This is a genomic window from Paraburkholderia sp. OAS925, assembly GCF_040543975.1.
GTDB classification, from domain to species: domain Bacteria; phylum Pseudomonadota; class Gammaproteobacteria; order Burkholderiales; family Burkholderiaceae; genus Paraburkholderia; species Paraburkholderia graminis.
Genome location: NZ_JBEUNO010000002.1, coordinates 1,512,199 through 1,535,609, shown reverse-complemented (window position 1 = coordinate 1,535,609; position 23,411 = coordinate 1,512,199). Strand labels below are relative to the sequence as shown.

The 23,411-nt window shown below is 61.9% G+C and carries 19 protein-coding genes and 1 pseudogene; 14 read left to right on the top strand and 6 right to left on the bottom strand.

What is annotated here, in order from left to right; genetic code table 11:
• Positions 1–125 precede the first annotated feature (125 nt).
• Positions 126–713, top strand: coding sequence for a hemerythrin domain-containing protein (locus ABIE53_RS25660; RefSeq protein ID WP_006049360.1), 588 nt, complete (start codon positions 126–128; stop codon positions 711–713).
• 64 nt (positions 714–777) lie between these two features.
• Here ABIE53_RS25660 and ABIE53_RS25655 read toward each other — a convergent pair whose 3' ends face one another.
• Entirely contained in the window at positions 778–3,084 is a 2,307-nt protein-coding gene (locus ABIE53_RS25655) for an FdhF/YdeP family oxidoreductase (RefSeq protein WP_192699306.1), read from the bottom strand.
• Between the two features lie 266 nt (positions 3,085–3,350).
• On the opposite strand from ABIE53_RS25655, the gene ABIE53_RS25650 reads away from it, so the two are divergent.
• Both ABIE53_RS25650 and cydB read left to right on the top strand, forming a co-directional pair.
• On the top strand, positions 3,351–4,802 hold the full coding sequence (locus tag ABIE53_RS25650; RefSeq protein WP_192699307.1) for a cytochrome ubiquinol oxidase subunit I: 1,452 nt from the start codon (positions 3,351–3,353) through the stop codon (positions 4,800–4,802).
• Complete coding sequence (gene cydB, locus ABIE53_RS25645) at positions 4,783–5,799, top strand: cytochrome d ubiquinol oxidase subunit II (protein ID WP_192699308.1); 1,017 nt, start codon at positions 4,783–4,785, stop codon at positions 5,797–5,799. Before ABIE53_RS25650 ends, cydB begins: the two co-directional genes overlap by 20 nt.
• Positions 5,800–6,105: 306 nt before the next feature.
• Here the strand turns inward: cydB and ABIE53_RS25640 are convergent, their stop codons facing one another.
• Entirely contained in the window at positions 6,106–8,787 is a 2,682-nt protein-coding gene (locus tag ABIE53_RS25640) for a glucose/quinate/shikimate family membrane-bound PQQ-dependent dehydrogenase (protein ID WP_053859464.1), read from the bottom strand.
• A gap of 164 nt (positions 8,788–8,951) precedes the next feature.
• On the opposite strand from ABIE53_RS25640, the gene ABIE53_RS25635 reads away from it, so the two are divergent.
• The 4 genes from ABIE53_RS25635 to ABIE53_RS25620 all read left to right on the top strand — a co-directional run bounded on the left by ABIE53_RS25635 (position 8,952) and on the right by ABIE53_RS25620 (position 10,861).
• On the top strand, positions 8,952–9,359 hold the full coding sequence (locus tag ABIE53_RS25635) for an NUDIX hydrolase (protein WP_044021019.1): 408 nt from the start codon (positions 8,952–8,954) through the stop codon (positions 9,357–9,359).
• A gap of 73 nt (positions 9,360–9,432) precedes the next feature.
• The gene (locus ABIE53_RS25630; protein ID WP_006049355.1) at positions 9,433–9,660 is read left to right on the top strand and encodes a hypothetical protein; all 228 of its coding nucleotides are present in this window, start codon (positions 9,433–9,435) and stop codon (positions 9,658–9,660) included.
• A gap of 51 nt (positions 9,661–9,711) precedes the next feature.
• Positions 9,712–10,254 carry a hypothetical protein gene (locus tag ABIE53_RS25625; protein WP_192699309.1) on the top strand — a complete coding sequence of 181 codons (543 nt, stop codon included), beginning with the start codon at positions 9,712–9,714 and terminating at the stop codon, positions 10,252–10,254.
• 94 nt (positions 10,255–10,348) lie between these two features.
• On the top strand, positions 10,349–10,861 hold the full coding sequence (locus ABIE53_RS25620) for a hemerythrin domain-containing protein (RefSeq protein ID WP_029966258.1): 513 nt from the start codon (positions 10,349–10,351) through the stop codon (positions 10,859–10,861).
• 112 nt (positions 10,862–10,973) lie between these two features.
• Here ABIE53_RS25620 and ABIE53_RS25615 read toward each other — a convergent pair whose 3' ends face one another.
• Complete coding sequence (locus tag ABIE53_RS25615) at positions 10,974–11,474, bottom strand: YciE/YciF ferroxidase family protein (RefSeq protein WP_006049352.1); 501 nt, start codon at positions 11,472–11,474, stop codon at positions 10,974–10,976.
• 170 nt (positions 11,475–11,644) lie between these two features.
• Between ABIE53_RS25615 and ABIE53_RS25610 the strand changes: the two genes are divergently transcribed.
• Positions 11,645–12,520, top strand: a complete 876-nt coding sequence (locus tag ABIE53_RS25610) for a manganese catalase family protein (protein WP_006049351.1) — start codon at positions 11,645–11,647, stop codon at positions 12,518–12,520.
• 106 nt (positions 12,521–12,626) lie between these two features.
• On the opposite strand, the gene ABIE53_RS25605 is transcribed toward ABIE53_RS25610, so the two are convergent.
• Together ABIE53_RS25605 and ABIE53_RS25600 are read right to left on the bottom strand one after the other, a co-directional pair.
• The gene (locus tag ABIE53_RS25605) at positions 12,627–13,865 is read right to left on the bottom strand and encodes a phosphatidylserine decarboxylase family protein (protein WP_192699310.1); all 1,239 of its coding nucleotides are present in this window, start codon (positions 13,863–13,865) and stop codon (positions 12,627–12,629) included.
• 54 nt (positions 13,866–13,919) lie between these two features.
• On the bottom strand, positions 13,920–14,951 hold the full coding sequence (locus tag ABIE53_RS25600) for a flavodoxin family protein (protein WP_192699465.1): 1,032 nt from the start codon (positions 14,949–14,951) through the stop codon (positions 13,920–13,922).
• A 177-nt stretch (positions 14,952–15,128) separates the two neighbouring features.
• Between ABIE53_RS25600 and ABIE53_RS25595 the strand changes: the two genes are divergently transcribed.
• Together ABIE53_RS25595 and ABIE53_RS25590 are read left to right on the top strand one after the other, a co-directional pair.
• Complete coding sequence (locus ABIE53_RS25595) at positions 15,129–15,854, top strand: PIG-L deacetylase family protein (RefSeq protein WP_310074631.1); 726 nt, start codon at positions 15,129–15,131, stop codon at positions 15,852–15,854.
• A gap of 94 nt (positions 15,855–15,948) precedes the next feature.
• The gene (locus ABIE53_RS25590; RefSeq protein ID WP_192699312.1) at positions 15,949–16,893 is read left to right on the top strand and encodes a glycosyltransferase family 2 protein; all 945 of its coding nucleotides are present in this window, start codon (positions 15,949–15,951) and stop codon (positions 16,891–16,893) included.
• A 39-nt stretch (positions 16,894–16,932) separates the two neighbouring features.
• On the opposite strand, the gene ABIE53_RS25585 is transcribed toward ABIE53_RS25590, so the two are convergent.
• Entirely contained in the window at positions 16,933–19,614 is a 2,682-nt protein-coding gene (locus ABIE53_RS25585) for an ATP-binding cassette domain-containing protein (RefSeq protein ID WP_192699313.1), read from the bottom strand.
• A 479-nt stretch (positions 19,615–20,093) separates the two neighbouring features.
• Between ABIE53_RS25585 and ABIE53_RS25580 the strand changes: the two genes are divergently transcribed.
• The 4 genes and pseudogenes from ABIE53_RS25580 (at position 20,094) to waaF (ending at position 23,401) form a co-directional block, all read left to right on the top strand.
• The gene (locus ABIE53_RS25580) at positions 20,094–21,248 is read left to right on the top strand and encodes a glycosyltransferase (protein ID WP_502922748.1); all 1,155 of its coding nucleotides are present in this window, start codon (positions 20,094–20,096) and stop codon (positions 21,246–21,248) included.
• The gene (locus tag ABIE53_RS32015) at positions 21,139–21,399 is read left to right on the top strand and encodes a hypothetical protein (protein ID WP_502922747.1); all 261 of its coding nucleotides are present in this window, start codon (positions 21,139–21,141) and stop codon (positions 21,397–21,399) included. The genes ABIE53_RS25580 and ABIE53_RS32015 overlap by 110 nt, the downstream gene beginning before the upstream one ends.
• A 109-nt stretch (positions 21,400–21,508) precedes the next feature.
• Positions 21,509–22,115, top strand: a pseudogene (locus ABIE53_RS25575) (D-glycero-alpha-D-manno-heptose-1,7-bisphosphate 7-phosphatase).
• On the top strand, positions 22,112–23,401 hold the full coding sequence (waaF, locus tag ABIE53_RS25570; protein WP_192699314.1) for a lipopolysaccharide heptosyltransferase II: 1,290 nt from the start codon (positions 22,112–22,114) through the stop codon (positions 23,399–23,401). The pseudogene ABIE53_RS25575 and the gene waaF overlap by 4 nt, the downstream one beginning before the upstream one ends.
• Positions 23,402–23,411: the final 10 nt, after the last annotated feature.

Below are 23,411 nucleotides of genomic sequence, written 5' to 3'. Positions count from 1 at the left end.
ACACGGGGTTGCAGGTACGGAGAATGCGGTATGTCGCGCATCCGCGAGCGCCCGCATGCCGATGTTGCGCATGCCGACAATCCCCAATACCGACGCCTGGCGCCGCGTCATTCTGGAGAACTGCCATGCCCGATAGCAATTCCTCGATGTCGCCCACCATCACCTCAATGATCCGGCTGGATCATATGCATGTACTCACCGCGTTCCATCGCTATCATCCGGACACCGCGTGGTGGCGCAAGCGCGCAATTGTGAATTCAGTGTGTGCCGCGCTTGAAATTCACGCGCAGTTGGAAGAAGAGATCTTTTACCCGGCGCTGGGCGGCGTACTCAGCGAAGATCAGACGCTCGAAAAGAGCCGCCCGGAACACGACGAAATGCGCGCGACGATTGCGAAGCTGCGCGCGACCGGTCCCGAGGACGCAGCCTACGACGGCCTCTTTCAGCAACTGATGCGCGAAGTCATGCACCATGTGGCCGATGAGGAAACTGTACTGCTGCCCACCGCCGAACGCGCGTTGAAGGACGAGCTGCGTTCGCTTGGCGCGAAGATGACGCGCCGCAGACTCCAGCTTCTCGGCGAACGTCCGCGCGAAATCGCGGTGAATACGGCGGGCACGTTCCCGGTCGCCACTTTCTTGCTTGGCTCGTTGCTCGTGATCGGCGCGACGCATTGCTTGCCGAAATCGCGCAGAACTCGGTACGCGGATTAAGTGCCGATTAAGCGCTGATTACGCACTTACGATCAGCCGGGCTGTAGGAAGCCCGGCTGATTTGTCACGCCGAAACCTGCACGCCCGGCTTATCCACAATCCTCACCGGAATCGACTTCGCCCCTGGCACCTTGCTCTCCTCCGCGTAATGCCACAGCGGCAATAGCGGATTGCACTCGGGGTAATAGCCGGCGATACAGCCGCGCGGAATGTCGTACGCCTTCACGGCAAAACCGCTTACGCGCCGGTCAAAGCCGTCGTCGGCGATGGTCTGCAAGCCGATTTTGTCGCCTTCGGAAAGACCGCTCGCCGCGATATCGTCCGGATTCATCAGCACAACCATGCGGCTGCCTTGCACGCCGCGAAAGCGGTCGTCGAGACCGTAGATCGTCGTATTGAACTGGCTGTCGGAGCGCAGGGTCATGAGCCGCAGCGCGTCCGGTTCACGCTCGGGCATGTCGGGATCTTCGCCTAGCGCCTTGGGCACGAGGAACTCCGCCTTGCCGCTCTTTGTTTTCCATTGCCGCTGGCTTGCCGGCAAAGGTTTGTGAAATCCGCCGGGCGTCCACATGCGCTGATTGAAATCGTGGAAGATCTCCGGGTACGTCTTCGCTATTTCGTCGCGCACCACCGAGTAATCGTCTCGCCACGCATCCCAATCGACGTTGAAACGCGTCCCCAGCGTCGCTTTTGCGATGCCGGCGACAATGTACGGCTCCGAGCGAATGTTCTCACTTGCTGGCTCGGCCACGCCATGCGAGCCATGCATGCAGGCGGTGCTGTCTTCCATCGAAACAGCTTGCTCGCCGCTCGCCTGCCGGTCGATTTCAATGCGGCTCAGGCACGGCAGAATGTACGAAATCTCGCCGTGCACAAGATGGCTGCGGTTGAGCTTCGTCGCAACGTTCACGTTCAGACGCAAACCGCGCCATGCGGGTTCAATGCGCAAACGGTCGGGTACTGAACGCACGAGATTGCCGCCGAGATTGAACACGCCTTTAACCTCGCCTTTAAGCATTGCCTCGAATGCCTCGACGGTATTCAAGCCTTTTTTGCGCGGCGGTTCGAACGAGAACTGACTGGCCAGTTTGTCGAGCGGCGCGAGTTCCGGTTTCTCCGTGATGCCAACGGTGCGCTGCCCCTGCACGTTCGAGTGTCCGCGCACCGGAGAAGGCCCGGCACCCGGCTTGCCGATATTACCGCGCAGAAAGAGCAGGTTGCACACCATGCGCACGTTCTGCACACCGAGTCGGTGCTGCGTGAGTCCCATGCCGTAGTGAATCATCACGGCATTGGCTTTCATGTACTCGTTTGCCGCAGCTTCTATCGCCTCGCGCGGCAAGCCGCTCACTTTCTCGATGTCCGCCCACGACGCCTCGCGCGCATAGTTCGCGAATGCTTCATAGCCGGTTGTGTGCTCGCGAATGAAATCGACGTCGATGACGCGCGGTCGCGCCTGTTCGATGGCGAGATCGTCGGCCTCAATCACCGCCTTGCAGATGCCGAGAATCGCCGCGGTATCGCCGCCCGTCTTGAGCTGATGATATTGCGTGCTGATCTGCGTGTTGTCGGGCGTCAGCATCTGCACCGGCGATTGCGGATTAGCAAAGCGCACGAGGCCCGGCTCTCGAAGCGGATTGAACGTGATGATAGGTACGCCGCGTTTGCGCGCATCCTGTAACTGGTGAAGCATGCGCGGACTATTGGTGCCGACATTCTGGCCGAAGAAGAACATCAGATCGGTCTTCTCGAAGTCCTCGAGCGTAATCGTGCCGACGCCTACGCCGATCGCTTCCTTCAAGCCGACGCTGGTGCTCTCGTGACACATGTTCGAGCTGTCCGGCAGATTGTTGGTCCCATACATGCGCGCGAAAAGCTGGTACATGTATGAGGTTTCCAGCGATGCACGGCCCGACGCGTAAAAGACCACGCTGTCCGGATCGAGCTGATTCAGTTCGCGGCCAATTTCGTCGAATGCCTGTTGCCATTCGACCTGCACGTACTTGTCGGTGGCGGGATCGTAGCGCAACGGCGCGGTGAGCCGCCCGGCTTCCTCCAGATCATGATCGTGCCATGACAACAGTTCAGTTACGGTGTGAAGCTGAAAGAACTCGGGCGTCATTCGCTTCGATGTGAGGTCCCACGCCGTCGCCTTCGCACCGCTTTCGCAAAACTCGAACACGTGCGGGTCGGCAGGTTTCGCCCACGAACAGCTTACGCACATGAAGCCGTCCGGTTTGTTCTGCTTGCGCAGCGCTGCGCTGTCTTTAACGCTCACATGCTCCTGCGCCAGGATCGTCGTGACCGCTTTCAACGACCCCCAGCCGCCGGACGCATACGGGTAGTCTCGTGTGGTATCGCTCTCTTTCATCATCGTCTCCGCGCGATCGTCAATGTACAGGCGGTGAGCAAAGCATGTACCCGTGCCGCGCAATGAGCACTGCTGCTGACAATAGGGTTACAAGCCGGGTTACAAGGCGGGTTACACGACGCGTTACAAATCACTACCGCGTGCCCGTTCGCACTGCCGCATCCATTCAAGCAATCGGGTCACGTATTTGCTACCCTGCATGAGCGCTTGCCGGGCGATTGCCCGTTCGTCGATGTCCGCTCACGTCCCTTACTCGAGGTTCCGCGATGCCACCCTCGGTTGACGCTCTCTTTCTCGCCCGCGCGCAATTCGGCTTCACCATCGCCTTTCACATCATTTTTCCGGCGATGTCCATTGGGCTCGCCAGCTATCTCGCGGTTCTCGAAGGGGCGTGGCTCGTCACCGGCAAGCCGGTCTATCTGGCCGTATTTCGCTACTGGCTGACGATTTTCGCCGTGGTGTTCGGCGTGGGTGTGGTGTCGGGCCTCGTCATGTCGTATGAGTTCGGCACCAACTGGGCGGGCTTTGCGTATCGTGCCGGTCCTGTAGTAGGCCCGCTGATGGGCTACGAAGTACTCACCGCATTCTTTCTCGAATCCGGCTTTCTCGGCGTGATGCTGTTCGGCATGAAGCGCGTCGGACCCAGACTGCATTTTCTCGCCACGGCGCTCGTGGCGATCGGCACGTTGATGAGCGCGTCCTGGATTCTGGCCGTCAATTCATGGATGCAAACGCCGCAGGGCTTCACGATGGTGGACGGCCGCTTTTTTCCCGCGGATTGGCTCAGCATCATCTTTAATCCGTCGTTCCCCTATCGGCTCGTGCATATGGTGCTTGCCGCGTATTTAAGCGTGGCATTCATCGTGGGCGCGGTGGGTGCATGGCACCTGCTGCGCGATTCGAGCAACGAGCCGGCGCGCCTGATGGCTTCGATGGCGTTATGGATGGCGTGCATCGTCGCGCCGATCCAGATCGTCGCCGGCGACCAGCACGGCGTCAATACGCTCAAGCATCAGCCCGCGAAGATCGCCGCACTCGAAGGCGACTGGGAATCGAAACCGGGCCAGCCGCTCATATTGTTCGGCATGCCAAACATGAAGACGGAAACAACCGATTACGCCGTCGAGATTCCGCACCTCGGCGCACTGATTCTCACGCATACATGGAACGGCTCGATTAAAGGTTTGAAGGAGTTTGCGCCGGCGGACCGTCCGTTTTCACCTCTTATTTTCTGGACTTTTCGCATCATGGTCGGACTCGGCGTGCTGATGGCGCTGACCGGCTTTGCGAGTCTCGCATTGCGGGCGCGGCATTCGCTTTATCGCGCGCGCTGGCTGCACCGGCTCATGGTCGCGATGGGACCTTCCGGCCTGATCGCGCTGTTGTGCGGCTGGACCGTGACCGAAGTCGGCCGTCAGCCTTACACCGTGTATGGCCACTTGCGTACCGTCGACAGCGTATCGCCCATCGCCGCGCCCGGCGTTGCAACATCGCTCGCGGCTTTCGGCGTGGTCTATCTGATCGTATTCGGCGCGGCAATGGTGTTCCTGTTGCGGCTCATGGCGAGGCCGCCGTCGCTCGCCACCGAAGGGCCCGCGAAGGACAAGCCGCATCGCAGCGCGGGCATCACGCCGGGCCCCGCGCAACGGCAACCAGCATCGGCCTCTAGCGATAACGCTCTTTCACAGGACCCACGCCATGACAGCCGCCACGATTGATCTGCCGCTCATATGGGCCGCGATTCTCGCGTTTGCCGTGCTTGCGTACGTGCTGCTCGACGGCTTCGATCTGGGCGTGGGCATTCTGTTCGCCGTCGAGCGCAATCGGGAAGACCGCGACCTGATGGTCAATTCCATTGCGCCGGTATGGGACGGCAACGAGACATGGCTCGTACTCGGCGGCGGCGGACTGTTTGCCGTTTTTCCGCTCGCCTATTCGATCATTCTGCCCGCGCTCTATCCGCCGATCATCGCAATGCTGCTCGCACTCGTCTTTCGCGGCGTGGCTTTCGAATTCCGTTTTCGCGCAACGGGCTCGGGGCGCATGTGGTGGGACGTCGCCTTCTTTTCCGGCTCCGTCATGGCTGCTTTATGCCAGGGCCTCGTGCTCGGCGGACTGCTTCAGGGCATCCACGTCGAAGGCGTTTCGTATTCCGGCGGCTGGTGGGACTGGCTCACGGGCTTCACCGTGTTGTGCGGACTCGCGGTGATCGTCGGCTATGCGCTGCTCGGTTCTTGCTGGCTCATTTGGCGCACCGAAGGTCCACTGCATGAACGCTGCCGGCGCTACGCGCGCAGCATGGCCGTGGCGGTACTCGCGCTCATCGTGGTGGTCACGCTATGGACGCCGATGCTGCAAGGCTCACTCGCCGAGCGCTGGTTCCGCTGGCCGGCGATTGCATTCACGGCTCCAGTGCCGATCTTGCTGGTTCTTCTCGCGGCCGGCTTCTGGCGCAGTCTGTCGGCGCGCAGGCATGTACTGCCCTTGCTGTTTGCCTATGGCATTTTCATTCTTTGCTATGCGGGACTTCTCATCAGCCTCTATCCCAATCTTGTGCCGCCCGCCATTTCTTTCCGCGATGCCGCTGCGCCGCACTCGAGCCTGCTATTTCTTCTGGTAGGCGCTGCGATTACCGTACCGATGATTCTCGGCTACACCGTCTACGCGTATTCCGTCTTCAAAGGCAAAATGCGCCCCGGCGAGGGATACCACTGACATGTGGCGACGATTCGCATGGTTCGTCGGTTTATGGATGCTGGGCGTCGCCACGGTAGGTCTAATAGCAGGCGTATTGAAAGTTATATTACGCGCGGCTACGCATTAACTCTTTCGTGGAACGGGTTCTTCAATTGTGCCCGGTGAAATGTTTGCTCGCCGACGCGTAACGTTTTCAAATTTTTTGTCGATAGTCGCGCGTTGCGAATGCGTATTGCGTACTGCGTACTGCGTATTGCGCCGGCGAATACGAGGGAGTTCTTCCTCGTATTCGCCGGCGCTCTGGTCTTCAATGCAAACCCTTGATTACGGCAGCGTGTACGCAATCACATAGTCGCCCTGCTTCGTGCCGAGCGAGCCGTGGCCGCCCGCGGTGACGAGCACATACTGCTTGCCGTTGCTGTCCGCGTAAGTCATCGGCGTGGCCTGGCCGCCTGCGGGCAAGCGCGCCTCCCACAAGCGCTCGCCGTTACGCACGTCATAGGCGCGCAAGTAGTAGTCGAGCGTACCCGAGAGGAACGCGACGCCGCCGGCGGTCGTCACCATGCCGCCGAGACTCGGCACGCCGAGCGGCATCGGAATCGGCAAAGGCGCGCTATCGCGGATCGTACCGTTCTTGTGCTCCCACACAATGTTGTTGGTGCGCAGATCGACGCCCGCGACATAACCCCACGGCGGCGCCTGGCACGGAATGCCGAGCGGCGAAAGAAATGCGTTGATCTCGAATCCATACGGCGTGCCGCGAGCGAGCTTGATGCCGCTCGTTTCACTGCCCTTCTTTTCGCCGTTATCCGACGGAATCTGCGAACGCGGTATCAGCTTCGAAGTAAAGGCCATGTAACTCGGATTCGCGATGAGTATTTGCCGCACCGGGTCCACCGCGACACCGCCCCAATCGAATACACCGAAATTGCCCGGAAATACGAGCGATCCCTGTTCCGAAGGCGGCGTAAACATGCCGTCGTAACGCAGCGATTTGAATTTCACGCGGCACCACAACTGATCGAAAGGATTAGTGCCCCACATGTCGCGTTCGCGCACTTTCGGCGGCTTGAAGTTAAGTGCGGAGAACGGCTGCGTCGGCGATGTGTGGTCGCCCGACGCGGCGCCTTGCGGCACGGGTTCTTCTGTAATAGGCACGATAGGCTTGCCGGTCTCGCGGTTCAGCACATAAATGCTGCCCTGTTTCGTCGATGCAATTAGCGCAGGCTGCACGCCGCCTGCCGTCTGCAAATCGATTAGCGAAGGTTGGCCGCCGACGTCCATATCCCACAGGTCATGGTGCGTGAATTGATAGTTCCAGCGCATCTTGCCGGTTGCGAGGTCGAGTGCAACCACGCCTGCTGCCACTTTCTCGGAAGCCGGCGTGCGCAATCCGCCCCATTGGTCCGGCGTCTGATTGCCGAGCGGCAGATAGACCATGCCGAGCTTCTCGTCGACGCTGAACACCGACCACATATTCGGCGAATTGCGAACGTACGTCTGGTTGGGGCCAACGGGCTGCGTCGCGTCCGGATTGCCCGCGTCCCAGTTCCACACGAGATGGCCGTCATGCACGTCGAATGCACGCGTGACGCCGGAGGGTTCGTTGGTCGATTCGTTATCGGTGACGTGGCCGCTAATAATCACGAGATCGCGCGTGACCGCCGGCGGCGATGTCGAGTAATAACCGCCCGGTGTGAACGGGCCGATGTTCGTGCGCAGGTCGATCTGACCGTTATTGCCGAAGTGCGTGCACGGTTGTCCCGTGTCCGCATTGAGCGCGATGAGGCGCGCGTCGGCGGTCGGCAGGAAGATGCGGCGCGGGCATTCGGCGCTGGCTGCGGCGTTGGTGCTGGCGTTGGCTGTCTGCTGCGTGGCGGCGGCAGTATCGCTCGCAGTCGTCGCAGCCGATGCGGATTGCGTAGTGTCAGCCGCCGCGGAAGCCGCGTTCGGCGATTCGGTGCTTGCCGATGCGGCGTCGGCCGCAGGCGTCGATGCAGCCGCGCCGGAAGATGCATTCGCAGTCACGCTTGCAGTCGCGCCCGAAGCCGCAGCCGCATTCGAGGCCACACTTGAAGCCACATTCTCACCAGCGCCCGGCGCCGAAGCCCCCGCTGCATTTTCCGCGGCCCCGGTCGTTGCATTCGCCGAATACATCGCGTCGTCGTGATACGACACGCCGCGGCATGTCATATGTTCCCAATGCTTGAAACCGACGGGACTCTGGATATGCGGATCGTAGCGCCACAGTTCTTTGCCCGACGCGGGATCGAGTGCAATCACGATACTGTGCGGCGTGCAGAGGAACAACTTGTTGCCTACCTTGATCGGCGTATTTTCATCGGTCGTTTCAGTCGGGTCGCCCGGACCCGGCTTGTCGCCGGTCTGGAATTGCCAGGCGACCTTCAATTGCCGCGCATTTTCAGGGGTGATCTGCGTAAGCGGCGAATAGCGCTGACCGAACGGCGAGCCGCCATAGTCGGTCCAGTCGCCGGCCTGCCGGTTCGCATCGCCGGCAAGCGTCGTGCTCGGCGCCGCGGCGGTGGAGGCCAGCGTGCCGGGGCGATCGTACGGATGATTGAATGCGGTGCCGATGCCAAGCAGCACCGTCACGATCACGGCCGCAGCCAACGGCACCACGCCCTCGCGATGCGCGGCCGGCGGCCCGAACACCAGTTTGCCCGCGACGGGCGGCAACAGCAGCCACAACGCGAGCACCAGCCACACCCACAAACGCGGCAGCAATTGCCAGAAATCGAAGCGTGCTTCCGTGACCGCCCAGATGGTCGAACCGAATAGAACGAGCGCGAACAACCAGAGCGCCGACCGCCGGCGAATGAACAGCAGCACACCGGTCAGCGCGATCGCAATGCCCGTTATGACGTAATACCAGGAGCCGCCAAGCGTGACCAGCGGGACTCCGCCCGCGGCTAACGCCAAACCGATAATGATAAATACGATACCAGGGACCGCGAGCGCGGGGGGAAACCGATGCGGCTTCGACATGTTCGCCACCTCTACAGACAATGATTCAAATTGAATTGCAACAATAGCCCACCCATGCAGGCTCGGAAGACGCTGCCCTGCGAGTAGCATTTGTGGTTCCCGGACGCTTGCCGGGAAGGCATAGTGCATGCTTTGTAAGGTCGCCCTTTCTTGCCCGATATGTGATGAAGCAGCGAGCCACCATACTCTGTCTACGCGCCAATAGCATCCTCCTCGTCGCGAGATCGAATGGAAGATGGGCGCTGCCCGGCGGCCGATGCAAGCCTGGCGAATCGGTCGCGGCAGCGGCCATTCGCGAACTTCTGGAAGAAACGCAACTGACCGATCTCGCGCTTCACTACATCTTCGAATTCTGGGGCGCGCGCACTCGCCACTATGTATTCGCCGCGCGTATTCCCGATGACATCGAGCCTGTTCCGGGCCGAGAGATCAGTCGATGCCGCTGGGTTCGCGCGAAAGACATCCATTCCGCATGGGTGAGCGTATCGACGCGCGGAATCGTTCAGGTACTGCTCGGCGAAGGCAGTCCTGTGGGCCCCGCGCGAAGGTCGAGCCCGTTGCGTGTTTTCTGAGCGCCGCATTTGACGCGCGTGGCACAAGCGTTGCATCGCAAAGCTTGTCGCCTATTCACTCACGGAGTTTCAAATGGCAGGAGATAACTCGTTCAAGCCCGGCGAAATCGTCAAGACGTCCGGCATCTATGCAGTCGTTCATGACGACGGCAAGGGAACATTCGAAGTGACCTGCGTAGAGGGAGAACATTTTCCGCCGACACGCAGCGGCAAAGGCGCCCACTTCGAACTCAAATACGCGGCCACTCATGCGCATCGTCACGGCGAGCTGAAAGGCAGCGAAGCGCGACAGGCTGTTTAAAGAACCCAAACCACTGAACTCGCGCGCGCTATCGGCCAGGAGGCGAGACCGGTGCCCAAAGCTTCCGCCACACCATTCGCTCTCGCCGAGCGCGCGATCATCAGTCTGTATGACGGCGGCGTACTGTCGCCCGCCGTCCTCGAACGGCTTATCGCGTCGTTCGCCACGGCGAATCCCGACTGGGACACCGAGCCGACAGAGCGCTCCGTGGATGGACGCTCGCTTCACGAAGTCGTCGCTCTGACCATGCTGCCGGGCGAATCGCTGCGGGCGGCGCGCAAGTCGTTCATGTCCATCATCGAACATATTGCGGGCGCGCCGAAAACGAAAAAGACAAGCCGTGCAGCGAGCAAAGTCAAAGAAGAAGTCGAGGAAGAAGAGCCGGCAGAAGAAGACGACGAAGACAGCGCCGAACTCGCGAGGCAATTATCCGGCGGTACACGCGGTACGCGCGGTACACGCGGCACGTCGTCTAACGGGCGACGCGGCTCCGCGAAGAGCGAAGACACCGACACGTCCGCACGCAAGCCTGCTGGAAGGGCCGCATTCAATCCGCTCGTGAATGCCGCGGCGCCGCGCAAGAGCAAAAGCTGACTGTTGGCAGAGAGCCGCCCGCCAACGGGCACAATGCTTGCGATGCTTCGCTCAGACATGCCGCCACGCGGCGGCGTCCAACATGGAGAGCGACATGCCGGAACAACAACCAACCCCCAACACCGACGACGCACTGGAATTACTGATCGCGGACCATCGCGCGGTCGAAAAGCTTTTCACCGCATTCAAGCAGGCCAAAGAGGACGATCTCGAAGCGAAAGCCACCCTCGCCCAACGCGCGTGTGAAGAACTGACCATTCACACCATCATCGAGGAAGAACTTCTTTATCCCGCCGCGGGTAAAGCGCTTCCGTCAAGCGATGTCGTCGATGTCGAGGAAGCCTACGTCGAGCACTTTCTCGTGAAGACGCTAATCAGCAAATTCGAAACGCTGAAGGCGGGCGATAAGGGCTTCGACGCGACCTTCAAGGTGATGAGCGAAATGGTGCAACATCACGTCGAGGAAGAAGAGAACGAGCTATTCCCCGAATTGCGCAAGGCCAATCTCGACGTCAAGGGGCTCGGCCAGAAGATCGCGAAGCGCAAGACGGAGTTGCAAGGCAAACTCGACCAGGTAGGAAGCCGCGCTGTGGGCGATAAAACCTGATACAGGTTCCGCGCCGCGCGGTGTGTTGCTGGACGTTGCCATAAAAAATCCCGCCCTGAAACGGGCGGGATTTCGCTCGTCATTCGACGCGAACTGCCTTACTTACCGCTGCTTACTTCTGCTGCTTTGCCTTCTCGTTGCCGGCGCGCTCCGCGAATTCGGTGAGCTTCAGATCCGTAGCCTTTTCTTCTTCCAGCGTTTCCTTCAGCAGATTAACCGCCTCGGTAAAGCCCAACTGCTTGCCGATCGCGCAGAGACTGCCGTACGACGCGATTTCGTAGTGCTCCACCTTCTGCGCGGCCGCGACGAGACCCGCGTCGAGCACCGGTCCTCTTTCGATTTCGTCGATGAGTTCCTGGCCTTCTTCGATCAGCCCTTCCATCGCGACGCACTTCATTCTTTTCAACTTCACGCCACAACTTTCTACAACCTTGTCGATTCTTTCCACCTGTCCCTGCGTTTCCTCCAGGTGAACCTTGAATGCCTCGCTCAATTGCGGATCGGACGCAGCGCGCGAGAGCTTCGCCAGTGCTTTGGTCAGTTGCTTCTCGGCGCTGTAGATATCCGACAGCATGTGAACGAACAGATCATCGACAGTCTTTCGCTGTGTCATATGCAACTCCCAAGGTAGTGGTTAGGAGCCCTGCATCGCGCAACGGGTGTGCCTGGCGAAGCGGACGGGCATGTGATTGACCGTAGCGCGTCGCATTCGCACCAGGTACGGCGCATGCGCAGGCAAGCGTGCAGTCCAACGTTTCCCAACCATACTCAACGGAGAAGCCAATGTTCGTTCACAACAAGCGACTTCAATACACCGTGCGTGTCGCCGCCCCTAATCCGGGCCTCGCCAATCTGATGCTCGAGCAATTCGGCGGGCCCCAGGGCGAGTTGGCAGCCGCGTGCCGGTACTTCACCCAGGCCGTCGCTGAAGACGATCCGGGCCGCAAGGATTTGCTGTTCGACATCGCCACGGAAGAGTTGAGCCACCTCGAAGTGATCGGCTCGATCGTCGCCATGTTGAACAAGGGTGCGAAAGGCCAACTGGCCGAAGGCGTCGAGCAGGAAGCGGAGTTGTATCGTTCGCTGACGGGCGGCGGCAACGACTCGCACACGACCGCGCTGCTGTACGGTGGCGGGCCTCCGCTGACGAACTCCGCGGGCGTGCCGTGGACGGCCGCGTATATCGACACGATCGGCGAGCCGACCGCCGACCTGCGCTCGAACATCGCTGCGGAAGCGCGCGCGAAGATCGTCTATGAGCGGCTGCTGAATATCACCGACGATCCGGGCATCAAGGACGCACTCGGCTTTCTGATGACGCGCGAAATCGCTCACCAGAAGTCGTTCGAAAAAGCGCTGCATTCTATCCAGCCGAACTTCCCGCAGGGCAAGCTGCCGGGCGTTCCAGAATTTACAAACGTGTACTACAACATGTCCTCGGGCGAAGGCGACGCACGCGGTCCATGGAACGAAGGGCCGGAATGGGAGTTCGTGGAAGCGCCGCAACCGGCGGTGGACGGCGGCGACGGTTTGCCGTCGGTGAACGTGACGCAAGCGGACGTCGAAGTACTCGGCGCGCTGGCTTCGCGAACCGCTTCGGACACTGCGACCGATCCGGTGACGGGAGCAGATCTTGGATCGGGTAAGCAGCCGGGTTGAGTTCCGATCCGCCATTTGAGAAGTCGCTTGTAATAAGAAAAATGCCGCGGAGCGAGTCGCGCTTCGCGGCATTTGAACGTCACTAACGAACCAACGCTTCGTTTCGCTAGCGCACCGTCGCAACGTGCGTTTTCACCTTGATTGACGATGCGTTGTCGAATGGCGGCTGCGGAACGAAACTGCTGATCACGTCCCGCTCGAACACGAGGCAGCACGTCGAACCGCCGTACTGGAAAAAGCCTATTTCGTCGCCCTTTGAAACCCGCTGACCCGGCAGTGCTTCGATGATGCACGACGACACATCGGCCATACCGACGAATACGCAGCCCACCTGGCCAATGGCCGGATCGTCGCTTTCGATCACGATGATTGCCCGTGCCGCCAGCGCGGTAATGTACCCCTGCGAATCGTTAAGACCGCCGGGATCGCGGCCTTCCGCATCGGCGTCCGAGTAATAGGTGCCGTCCAGTGCATAAGCTTTTTTAATGACGCCCGCGATCGGCGCATGCCAGCGGTGGTAATCGAATGCACTGAGAAAGCACTGGTAAATGGAACCGCCGACAAAACGCTGCGCAAGCTCCCGCTGGCCGGCCGAAAAGATGTCCAGCAGTGAATAAGGCTGCGCCTTGATCCAGAAACTGTCGGTGAGTTTGACGTCTCTCTGGATGTTATACGGAGCCGCCTCGCAGGGACTGACAATGATCTTGTCGTTATCCGGCTGATCCACTGGCCGCTCGCCCTCGCGAAAGCGGCGCGTGAAGAAGTCGTTCCATGAAGAGAAGCCCCAATACGGCTTGTCCGGATCACACACGAACTGCGAAAGGTTGATCTTCTCGTCGGCCTCGGGCGAGAACCATCCGTTCGGGGGCGACGTATTCAGATGCTCGCGCGAATGCGGTCCGCTCAGGAATCCGCACCAGCAATCAAGCACATGCTTGATCTGCTGATTGAACGCAGGGTCGCGAAACAGCGCATAACCGGAGGGCATGCACATCGGCCAATCGAGTACCGCATTCAACGGGCAGTGAATCAGGCTCTTTTCGCTGAACGGCGGCGCATAAGTCATCAGATAGTCGATGATGACCATCAACTCTTCTATCGACGAATAGCCGAGTACATAGCCCTTATCGCGCGCCTGATTGATAGCCCGCGTCATATCCATGCGAAGAACCGGATCCCCGTCGAGGAGCGCGGCGAGCTGTTCGACCGCTGCCGTGCGCGGCGCATGCGCCGCACGGGCGCGAGCTTTTTCCGCGAGGTCGGTGCGGTATTGCGCGAGTTGCTCCTCATTGCTCGGCAGCCACCCACCGAGCCGGCGCCGTTCGTCCGCTTCCTTGTCTGTCATGCTTACCCTTCCCTATTGCGTTAAACGTTGATGAAACACTGCGACGACGGGCGCCTATTTCGCGCGCGGCGTTTGCAACGTGTCGTCGGGCTGCTTATATCCGTTGCGTATTTGCTCGACGCGCTCGGCGACCGCCTGCGCCACATTCACGACTTCCTGCTGCATAGCCTCGTCGCGATCGAGGGCCGCGTGGCTCGTCGCATAAGGCTCGTAATAGCCGATAAAGCGGTCGAGCCGCGACTTCGGACCGGCTTCTATCAGTCCCATCCAGTCGAGCCAATCGCTCAGCGCACGGCGCGATCCTTCGATACCGGCAACATCGCCATGTACTACGAGGCCATAAGCCCTGCCCGCCAGATGCTTGGGATAGTCCCAGCCGGCAAGCTCGATTTTCTTCGCCTCCTCGGGCGTCTTGCCGTGCGTCGAGGTGGGATCGGGATTGCCGCCGTCCGCGCAAACGAGGCGATCCATTAGCAGCTTGAGCGGGCTCGCGACCTGATACCAATAGACAGGCGTGACGAAAATCACGCCATGCGCGGCCGCAAAGCGCTCGTAAATCTCGTTCATCCAGTCGTTCACGAGACCGAGCGAATGATTCGGATAGCAACTGCATGGCCAGTGGCACAGCGGCATCGCCGTCGAGACACAGCCTTTGCAGGGATGAATATGGAGATCGCGATCGGAATTCAGGCGCGACAGATCGAGGAAGTCGACGTCGAACGCTCGCCGCTCGAGCGCGCCTTGCGCGATTTTCCCGAGGCGGAAGCTCTTCGACATTTCGCTGGGGCACGTATAGTCGTTTCGCGACGAGGCATTCACGATGAGCACGCGCGAACGGCCAGCCGGGTCGCGCTGCCGGACTTGCGCGGCCTTGATGCGCTCGCTCGCCGCGCGCCATTCGACGGACAGTTCGTAGTCGGGATCGGCATAGCCCGCGCCGGCCTTCGCCGTTATCGGCGATTTACGCGCGTGCGAATAGGCGTCCCACGCTATCGCTTCGAGCCGCGCGAGCGCCTCGTCTTCCGCGCGGAATGCGGGGTCGTAGAAGCGCGCCATGAAACGTTCGCGAAAGACTTCGCGCGGCAGCTTCTCCGTGATCTGCCCGCGGCGGACTTCGACGGGCACCGCCGCTATCGACGGGTTCTTTGCTTCGCTCACGTGGTCTCATGCAAAAAACGGTACGACGACCAAGCGAGCAACTAGCATTCCCGGATGCGATCGCGGCCACGACGTAGCGGAACCAGGCCTGGCATTTGCTTCTGAATGCGCTGCCCCGCTCCTGACAACTTACATCAAAGAATGATGCAATCACGCGCCCGCCTACTCGTCGTTTCTCCGCATCTGGACGATGCCGTATTGAGCTGTGGACTGCTGCTGACAGCGAGCCCGTCCGCCATTGTCTGCACCGTTTTCACTGCGCCGCCAGGCGAGAACATGTCGACCGACTGGGATCGGCAATCGGGATTCAAAGACGCGTTCGAAGCAATGCAAGCGCGCAAACAGGAGGACGCCCATGCTCTGGAAATGCTGGGCGCCCGGCCCGTCCATCTTCCGTTTTGCGACGCGCAATACCTTCACACTCCGTCGCGCGACGAACTGACCGAAGCACTGCGCCACACGCTCCATGCGTATCAACCCGAAAACGTCATGGTCCCGCTCGGCCTCTTTCACTCCGATCACACACTGGTATCGGATGCCTGTCTTTCGTTAATCGCCGGGATGGGCGACACGGTATTCCACACCTACGAAGAGATTCCGTATCGACGAATGGAACACGCGGTTCCCGATCGCATTGAAGAACTGACGAAGCGCGGTTACCTGCTGAGTCCCGCCGACGACCTCGCCGCGACCGCGCGCCAATCCGTTTCGCATGAACAGATGAAGCGCGAAGCGATTGCCGCGTATGCGAGCCAACTACGCGCATTCGGCCCTGATGCCGAAACCACGCTCTATTGCGAGGAAAAGTACTGGCGACTGCAACGAGCATGAAGAAAAATCGCAGGCCAAACCTGAAGCCAGTTGAAAGCGAACGGCACATCGTTTGCTTGAAGCGGGAATCGCCCCGTCAAGAAGAAAGAACAGCATGGATAAAAAACCGCTTTCCCGGCGCATTTCGGTAGTCGTTCTGACACACAACCGCGCCGCCGAGCTTGTGGCCACCCTCGAGCGCTTACTCGCCCTTCCAGAAAATCCGCCCATCTTTGTGGCGGATAACGGCTCGAATGACAATACCGTCGCGCTGGTGAGGACGCTCTTTCCGACCGTATGCATCATCGAATGCGGAGGAAATCTCGGCGCAGCCGGGCGTAATCGCGCCGCCGAGTGCGTCGGCACCGACTATGTCGCGTTCTGCGACGACGACACCTGGTGGGAGCCGGGCTCGCTCGAACGCGCGGTGCAACTGCTCGACGCGTGGCCCAACGTGGGTGTATTGAGCGGGCGCGTCGTGGTGGGCGAAGACAGGATCACGGACCCCATGTGCTCGGTGATGCGCGCGAGTCCGCTCGGCAGCGAGGGACTGCCGGGGCCCGCGTTAATCGGCTACATGGCGGGCGCGTGCGTATTTCGCACGTCGCTTTTCCGCGAGTTGGGCGGCTACGAGCCGCGTCTTTTCATCGGCGGAGAAGAAGAACTTGTCGCGCTCGATGTGCTCGCGTCCGGGCACGCGATTGTCTATTGCGATCAACTGACGGTGCATCATCATCCGTCGCCGGCGCGCGATAGTACTTTGCGGCGGCGCACACTCGCGCGTAATGCCGCGTGGGTCGCATGGCTGCGCCTGCCGTGGCCGGAAGCGTGCCGCGCAACAGCGCAGGCGCTCGCCACGTTCTCGCGCGAAGGCACGCTCGCGCGCGATGGCCTCGCACTGCTGCGCGGTCTCGCGTGGGCATTGAAAAACCGCAAGCCCGTACCGCCTAACGTACTGAACCTGCGCGAACGCGTGCACATCGGCGAACGGCAGATGGCCGCGCCCGCGCCAAGCACTCGCGCGAAGGCTACGGTTGGCAAAGCCGACGCAAGCACGTGATCTGAATCGCTTGATCCACGCGAGCGCACCGAAAAGTTGCTACGCGCCAGTGCGCGCGGTCGCCATCGCAAGGTTGCGAATCTCGCCGATCAGCTTCTGCGGTGCGACGGGTTTAGTCAAATGTGCCTGAAAACCCGCCATTTTCGCGCGCATGCGGTCCTCGGCCTGCGCGTAGCCGGTCAGTGCGATGGCCGGCACGCGGTCCTGCAACGGCAACTGACGGTCGGCTTCCAGCCGCCGCAAACGGCGCAGCACCTCATAGCCGTCTTCATCGGCGAGCACGATGTCGCATAGCAACGCATGCGGCCATTGCGTGGTCGCGGTCTGCGCGAACCAGTCCAATGCCTCCTTGCCCGACGACGCCGTACGCACACGCGCGCCGCTCGCCGTGAGCACCGCTTCGAGCGCGTCGAGCGCATCTTCCTGATCGTCGATCGCCATCACGAAGAGACCTTCGAGCGGCGCTGCGCCGTCGGCATCGGCAATGGGCGCCGCCGCCTGAGTACTCGATTCGGCATCGGCCACGGGACGCAGCGGCAGCATCGCCACATACGCGAGCCGCCCGTTGAGCGGCATCAGCGTGAAGCTGCCGCCGGCAGCGGACAGCGCTTCTTCCATATGACGCGCCGCTGCCTGCGACAATTCGGCGGGCTTCTCGCTCATGCCGAGCACCGTCACCCAGACCTGATTGTTATGCCGCTCGACGCGCAACTCGATGCGCTGCCCGGGCCTCGCGTGCTCGATCTCGTTGCGGCACAAATCGGCGATCAGCGGTTGCAGCACGCTCGGGTCGCCCGTCACCCGCAGATCGTTGTCGCTGATCTGCGGGTACAAGGTCACCCGCCGCGCCGCGATTTCGTCGTGCAGCGCATCGATCACGCCGGCCATCAGCGCGGCGAGACTGACCGATTGCGCGGTGAGCTTGCGCTGCGCGTGCTCGAGTTCGCCCTGCTGCCATTGCAGCGACCACATCTTCGCGTAGACGCCGTCGCGCGCGAGCAGTTCGCGATGCGTGCCCTGCTCGACCACGCGGCCATGCTCCATCACGAGAATCCAGTCGGCGTCGACCACGGTCGAGAGCCGGTGCGCGATCACGATCGACGTGCGGCCTTGCGCGAGGCGCGTCAACTCGGTTTGTATCGCGCGCTCCGAACGCGTGTCGAGCGCGGACGTTGCTTCATCGAACACGATGATGCGCGGGTCCTTCAGAATCGCGCGCGCAATCGCAATGCGCTGCCGCTCGCCGCCGGAGAGCCGCACGCCGCGCTCGCCCACGCGCGTGTCGTAATGATCCGGCAATCGTTCGATGAATTCGTCGAGTTGCGCCGCGCGCGCCGCCCGCACCACGTCCGCACGCGTGGCGGAAGGCCGCCCATACGCGATGTTGTATGCGATCGTCTCGTTGAACAGAACCGTGTCCTGGGGCACGATGCCGATCGCCTCGCGCAGACTCTTCTGCGTGACCTGGCCGATGTCCTGTCCGTCGATGCGTATCGTGCCGCTCGTCGGCTGATAAAGGCGAAACAGCAGCTTCACGAGCGTCGATTTTCCGGAGCCGCTTCCACCCACTATCGCGAGCGTCTTGCCAGGATACGCATGAAAGTCGACGTCGCGCAGAATCTGCCGCGCCGCGTCGTAGCCGAAGTCCACATGCTCGAACGAGATCTGCCCCGCGCTCACGATCAGCGGTTTCGCGGCCGGCTCGTCAATATCCTCGCCGACACGCCCACGCGCGGCGAGTATCTCGAACATGCGCTCGACATTCACCATCGCGTCGTTGGTCTCGCGAAACACGAAGCCGAGCGTGTTGAGCGGCATGCAGATCTGGATGATGTACGCATTCACCAGAATCAGATCGCCGACGCTCATGCTCCCCGCCACCACATGCTGCGCCGCGAGCAACATGATCGCGCCGATGCCGAACGCAATCACCGCGCTCTGGCCGACATGCAACGCGGTCAGCGCACGCTGGTTCGCCGTTCTCGCGTGCACCCACTTGTCGAGCACGGCTGAAAGGCGCTGCGTTTCGGTGTCCTCGGTGGCGAAGTATTTGACGGTGTCGTAATTGAGCAGACTGTCCACAAGCCGGCCATCGGACTGCGCCTCGAGCGCATTCACCGCGCGCTGGAACGCGACGCGCCGCCGCGTGAAGATGAACGTATAGACCGCATAGCAGACGAAGGTCGCGGCAATCGCGATCATGAACTCGCGCGCGTAGTTGTGAACCATGATCGCGACAATCGTGACGATTTCGAACGCGGTCGGCACGATCGTAAAGAGCGCTACGCCAAGCAGAAAACCGATGCCGTCAGCGCCCTTCTGCACATCGCGCACGATTGCGCCCGTCTCGCGCTTCGTATGAAAGCGCGCACTCATGCGGTGCAGATGCGCGAAGGTCCGCTCGGTGAATGCGGCGACCGTGCGCTGCGTCACGATGCTGAACACCACGTCGCGCGCTTCGTTCAACGCGTCGCCGAGAAAACGCAGCAACGCATACGTCAATACGAGAAACACCGGAAAGAACGCCTGCGCGACCGGGTGCCCCAATTCGTCGACGACATGCTTGAGCACGAGCGGTATCAGCACGGTCGCGAGCTTTGCCGAGATCATCAGCAGCAACGCGGCGAGCGTCTGGTTGCGGTAGCGCCAGACCGCGCGCGTCAGGTCGGCGGCAATGCGGCGGGTCAACTGGGAACGGGGCAGCGTGGCGGGGTTCGGCATGAGGTCCCTGAGAGAGCCGCCGCAGCAACGACGCTGCAACGGGCATTAGATTCCACTATGCGGATTCACAAAGCGGCGCGACGAAAAACGCGGCATGTCGAGTCGCGCGCCGAGGCCAGTGACGAGCAAACGATGCGCCCGCCGTCGGACAAAACTTAGCACACGCGAGACCGGGACGACAGGCGCGATTCTTCTTGCATCGCAGAGAAAAAAATTCGCGCTTCTCCAGGAAGTACTACTCGAAATTACATGACGGGTTGTAGAAAAAGGGAACGCCACACCGCTTCCCTCCCGCGAAAAAGGGAACGCTACAGCGCTTCTCCGCACCCACTGTCGGATCAACGTTTCTTGCGCGCCTTGCCGCGCATAGGCACACCACATGCTGGGGCCGGGTAACAGCGTCGTATCGGCGGAAATTGCATAACAGTGCTCAGCAAACCGCGCGATGCCCGCCCTGCTAATGCCTATCTCGCGAAGGAATGTCAATGAAGATCGCCCTCATCAGTGAACACGCCTCGCCCCTCGCCGTCGCCGGAGGCGTCGACAGCGGAGGACAAAACATTTACGTCGCGAACGTCGCGCGTGAACTCACGGAGATGGGCCATCAAGTGGATGTGTTCACGCGGCGCGACCGCGCGCTGCTGCCGCTCATCTCCGACATGGACGGCGTGCGCGTGATCCACGTGCCGGCAGGGCCGCCGATGCAGTTGCCGAAAGAACGGCTGCTGCCGTTCATGGACGAGTTCGCCGCGTTCCTGATCGAGTTCTTCCGCGGCGAGAAGACGCCGTATGACGTGATGCACGCGAACTTCTTCATGTCGGGCCTCGCGGCATTGAAAGTGAAAGCGGCGCTCGGCGTGCCGCTCGTCACGACGTTCCATGCACTCGGCCGCGTGCGCCGGATACATCAGGGCGCGAACGACGGCTTTCCCGATGAACGCTTCGCGATCGAAGACGACCTCGTCGCGCAGTCCGACGTGGTAATCGCCGAATGCCCGCAGGACGAAGCCGACCTGATCGAGCATTACCGGGCCGACCCCGCGCGCATTCAGACTGTGCCGTGCGGCTTCGACGCCGACGAGTTTCATCCGATGGACCGCGCCACTGCCCGCGAAGCACTCGGCTGGCAGCAGGATCAGTTCACCGTGCTGCAACTCGGACGCCTCGTGGAGCGCAAGGGCATCGACAACGTCGTGCGTGGCGTCGGCGTGCTGAAGCAAGCCTTCAGCGCGTCGGCCGAGCTGTACATCGTGGGCGGCAATTCGGATGCGCCGAATGAAAAGGCCACGCCGGAAATCGCGCGCTTGCGCGGCATCGCGCGCGACTGCGGCGTCGCCGGCCAGACTCACTTCGTCGGGCGGCGCGGGCGCGCGCAATTGCGCTACTTCTATAGCGCCGCCGACGTCTTCGTGACGACGCCGTGGTACGAGCCGTTCGGTATCACGCCGGTCGAAGCGATGGCGTGCGGCACGCCGGGTGATCGGCGCGGACGTCGGCGGAATCCGCTATTCGGTGGCGGACGGCATCACCGGGTTCCTTGTGCCGCCGCGCGATCCGGCTGCGCTGGCCGCGCGTCTCGACCAGTTGCGGCGCGATCCCGCGCTCGCTCGCCGGATGGGCGAAGCGGGCCTTGAACGCGCACGCAAGGAGTTCACGTGGCGCGGCGTGGGCGAAGCCCTCGCGCAAATCTATATGCGCACCGCGCGGCTCGTGCCGGCAAAGACCGCGGAAGAAGAACGCGTGGAGGTTCGCGTGCGCGCGGCGGCCGGCGCGTCGTTCCGCTAGAACGCCGCGCGTCGTCGCAGCGCTATCAGCGCAGCCAGTTTCGTCGAGCCGGGGCGGACGCACTGTCCGCTTCCGGCAAATCGCTTACGTTTTCGGCACCGCCATCATCATGCTGCAACCCGCTGTGTTTCTCGACAAGGACGGCACGCTGCTCGACGACGTGCCGTACAACATCGACCCTTCGCTGATGCGCCTCGCACCCGGCGCGCGCGAAGCGTTGACGCTGCTCGCGAGCCAGCCGTTCGCGCTGTTCGTGATCAGCAATCAGTCGGGCGTCGCGCTCGGCAAGTTTCAGCGCGCGGCGTTAAAAGAGGTGGAAGCCGAACTCGCGCGCATGTTCAGCGAATGCGGCGCGACGCTCGCCGGCGCTTACTGGTGCCCGCATCATCCGGACGGCACGGTCGCGCCCTACGCGACCGCCTGCGATTGCCGCAAGCCTGCGCCCGGACTGCTGCTGCGCGCGGCGCGCGAGCATCGGCTGGATCTCGCGCGAAGCTGGTTCATCGGCGACATTCTCGACGACGTGGAAGCGGGCAATCGCGCCGGATGCCGCACGATTCTGCTCGACAACGGCCACGAGACCGAGTGGATAGAAGGACCGCAGCGCGTGCCCGGCGCGCGCGCCGCTGATTTATACGAAGCTGCGCAGATTGTCGTGCGCAGCGTCGAAGCGGTATCGCGGCCCGCGCCCGGCCGGCGAGGAAACCGCTCGATGAACGCGCCGCTTCTCATCGCCCAGCCGACACTCGCGCACGCTCGCGTGCCCGACAGTCCGCAGCTCGCGCATTGGGGCGAGGACATCAAGCGGATTCTGTGCGTGCGGCTCGACAACCTCGGCGATGTGCTGATGACCACGCCCGCGCTGCACGCGTTGCGCGAGTCGGGCCCCGGCCGTCATATCACGCTGCTCGGCTCGCGCAGCGGCGCCGCGCTCGCGCCGTATCTGGACGATGTCGACGACGTGATCGAATACGAAGCGCCGTGGGTCGCGAATCCAGCCGCGAGTTCGCGCTCGCTCGCCGACGATCAGCGCATGCAGGAGCGCTTGCGGCACGGCGGCTTTGACGCGGCCGTGATCTTCACCGTCTACAGTCAGAGTCCGTTGCCCGCTGCGATGCTGTGTTATCTCGCGGGCATTCCGCGGCGGCTCGCGCATTGCCGCGAGAATCCCTATGCGTTGCTCAGCGACTGGCTGCGCGAACCGGAGCCGCAGCAGCGCACGCGTCATGAGGTGGAGCGGCAACTCGACCTCGTGCGCCAGGTCGGCGCACAAGCGCCCGATACGCGGATGCGCTTCGCTGTGCGGGAGTCGGATAGGCGCGCGCTTGCGAAGCAGCTTGCGGCGCGTGGCGTGCATAGTGACGCGAAAAGCCGCGCAAATGGCAGCACCCAGCACCGCGCCCCGTGGATCGTATTGCACCCAGGCGCAACGGCCGCATCGCGCCGCTATCCGCCGGAGCGCTTCGGCCAGGTGGCCACGCGCCTCGCCACGGAAACCGGCGCACCTATTCTGATCACCGGCAGCGCGAGCGAGCGCCCGTTGGTCGATGCAGTGATCGCGGCGGCCGCGCCTCGCGTTCGCGCGCAACTGCACGATATGAGCGGCGCACTGTCGCTCGGCGAACTCGCGGCGCTGATCGAGCGCGCCAGCGTGCTGGTGTCGAATAACAGCGGACCGGTCCATCTTGCGTCCGCGCTTGCCACGCCCGTCGTCGATCTTTACGCGCTGACGAATCCGCAGCACACGCCGTGGCAGACGCCGCATCGCGTGCTGTTTCGCGATGTCGAATGCCGCTGGTGTTATCGCAGCGAGTGTCCGCAACATCATCACGCGTGTCTGCTCGGCGTGACGCCCGGCGAAGTCGTGACAGCCGCGCTGGAGTTGCGCGCCGAAGCGCAGTCACACGCGCCGTCTGCGCGCCGTGCTTCCGACAACCCACCCAATGCCCACCACGAAAGCGACGCGGCACAGCCGCTCGCCAAACAACCGGTGGCGCCCTGACACCCACTTC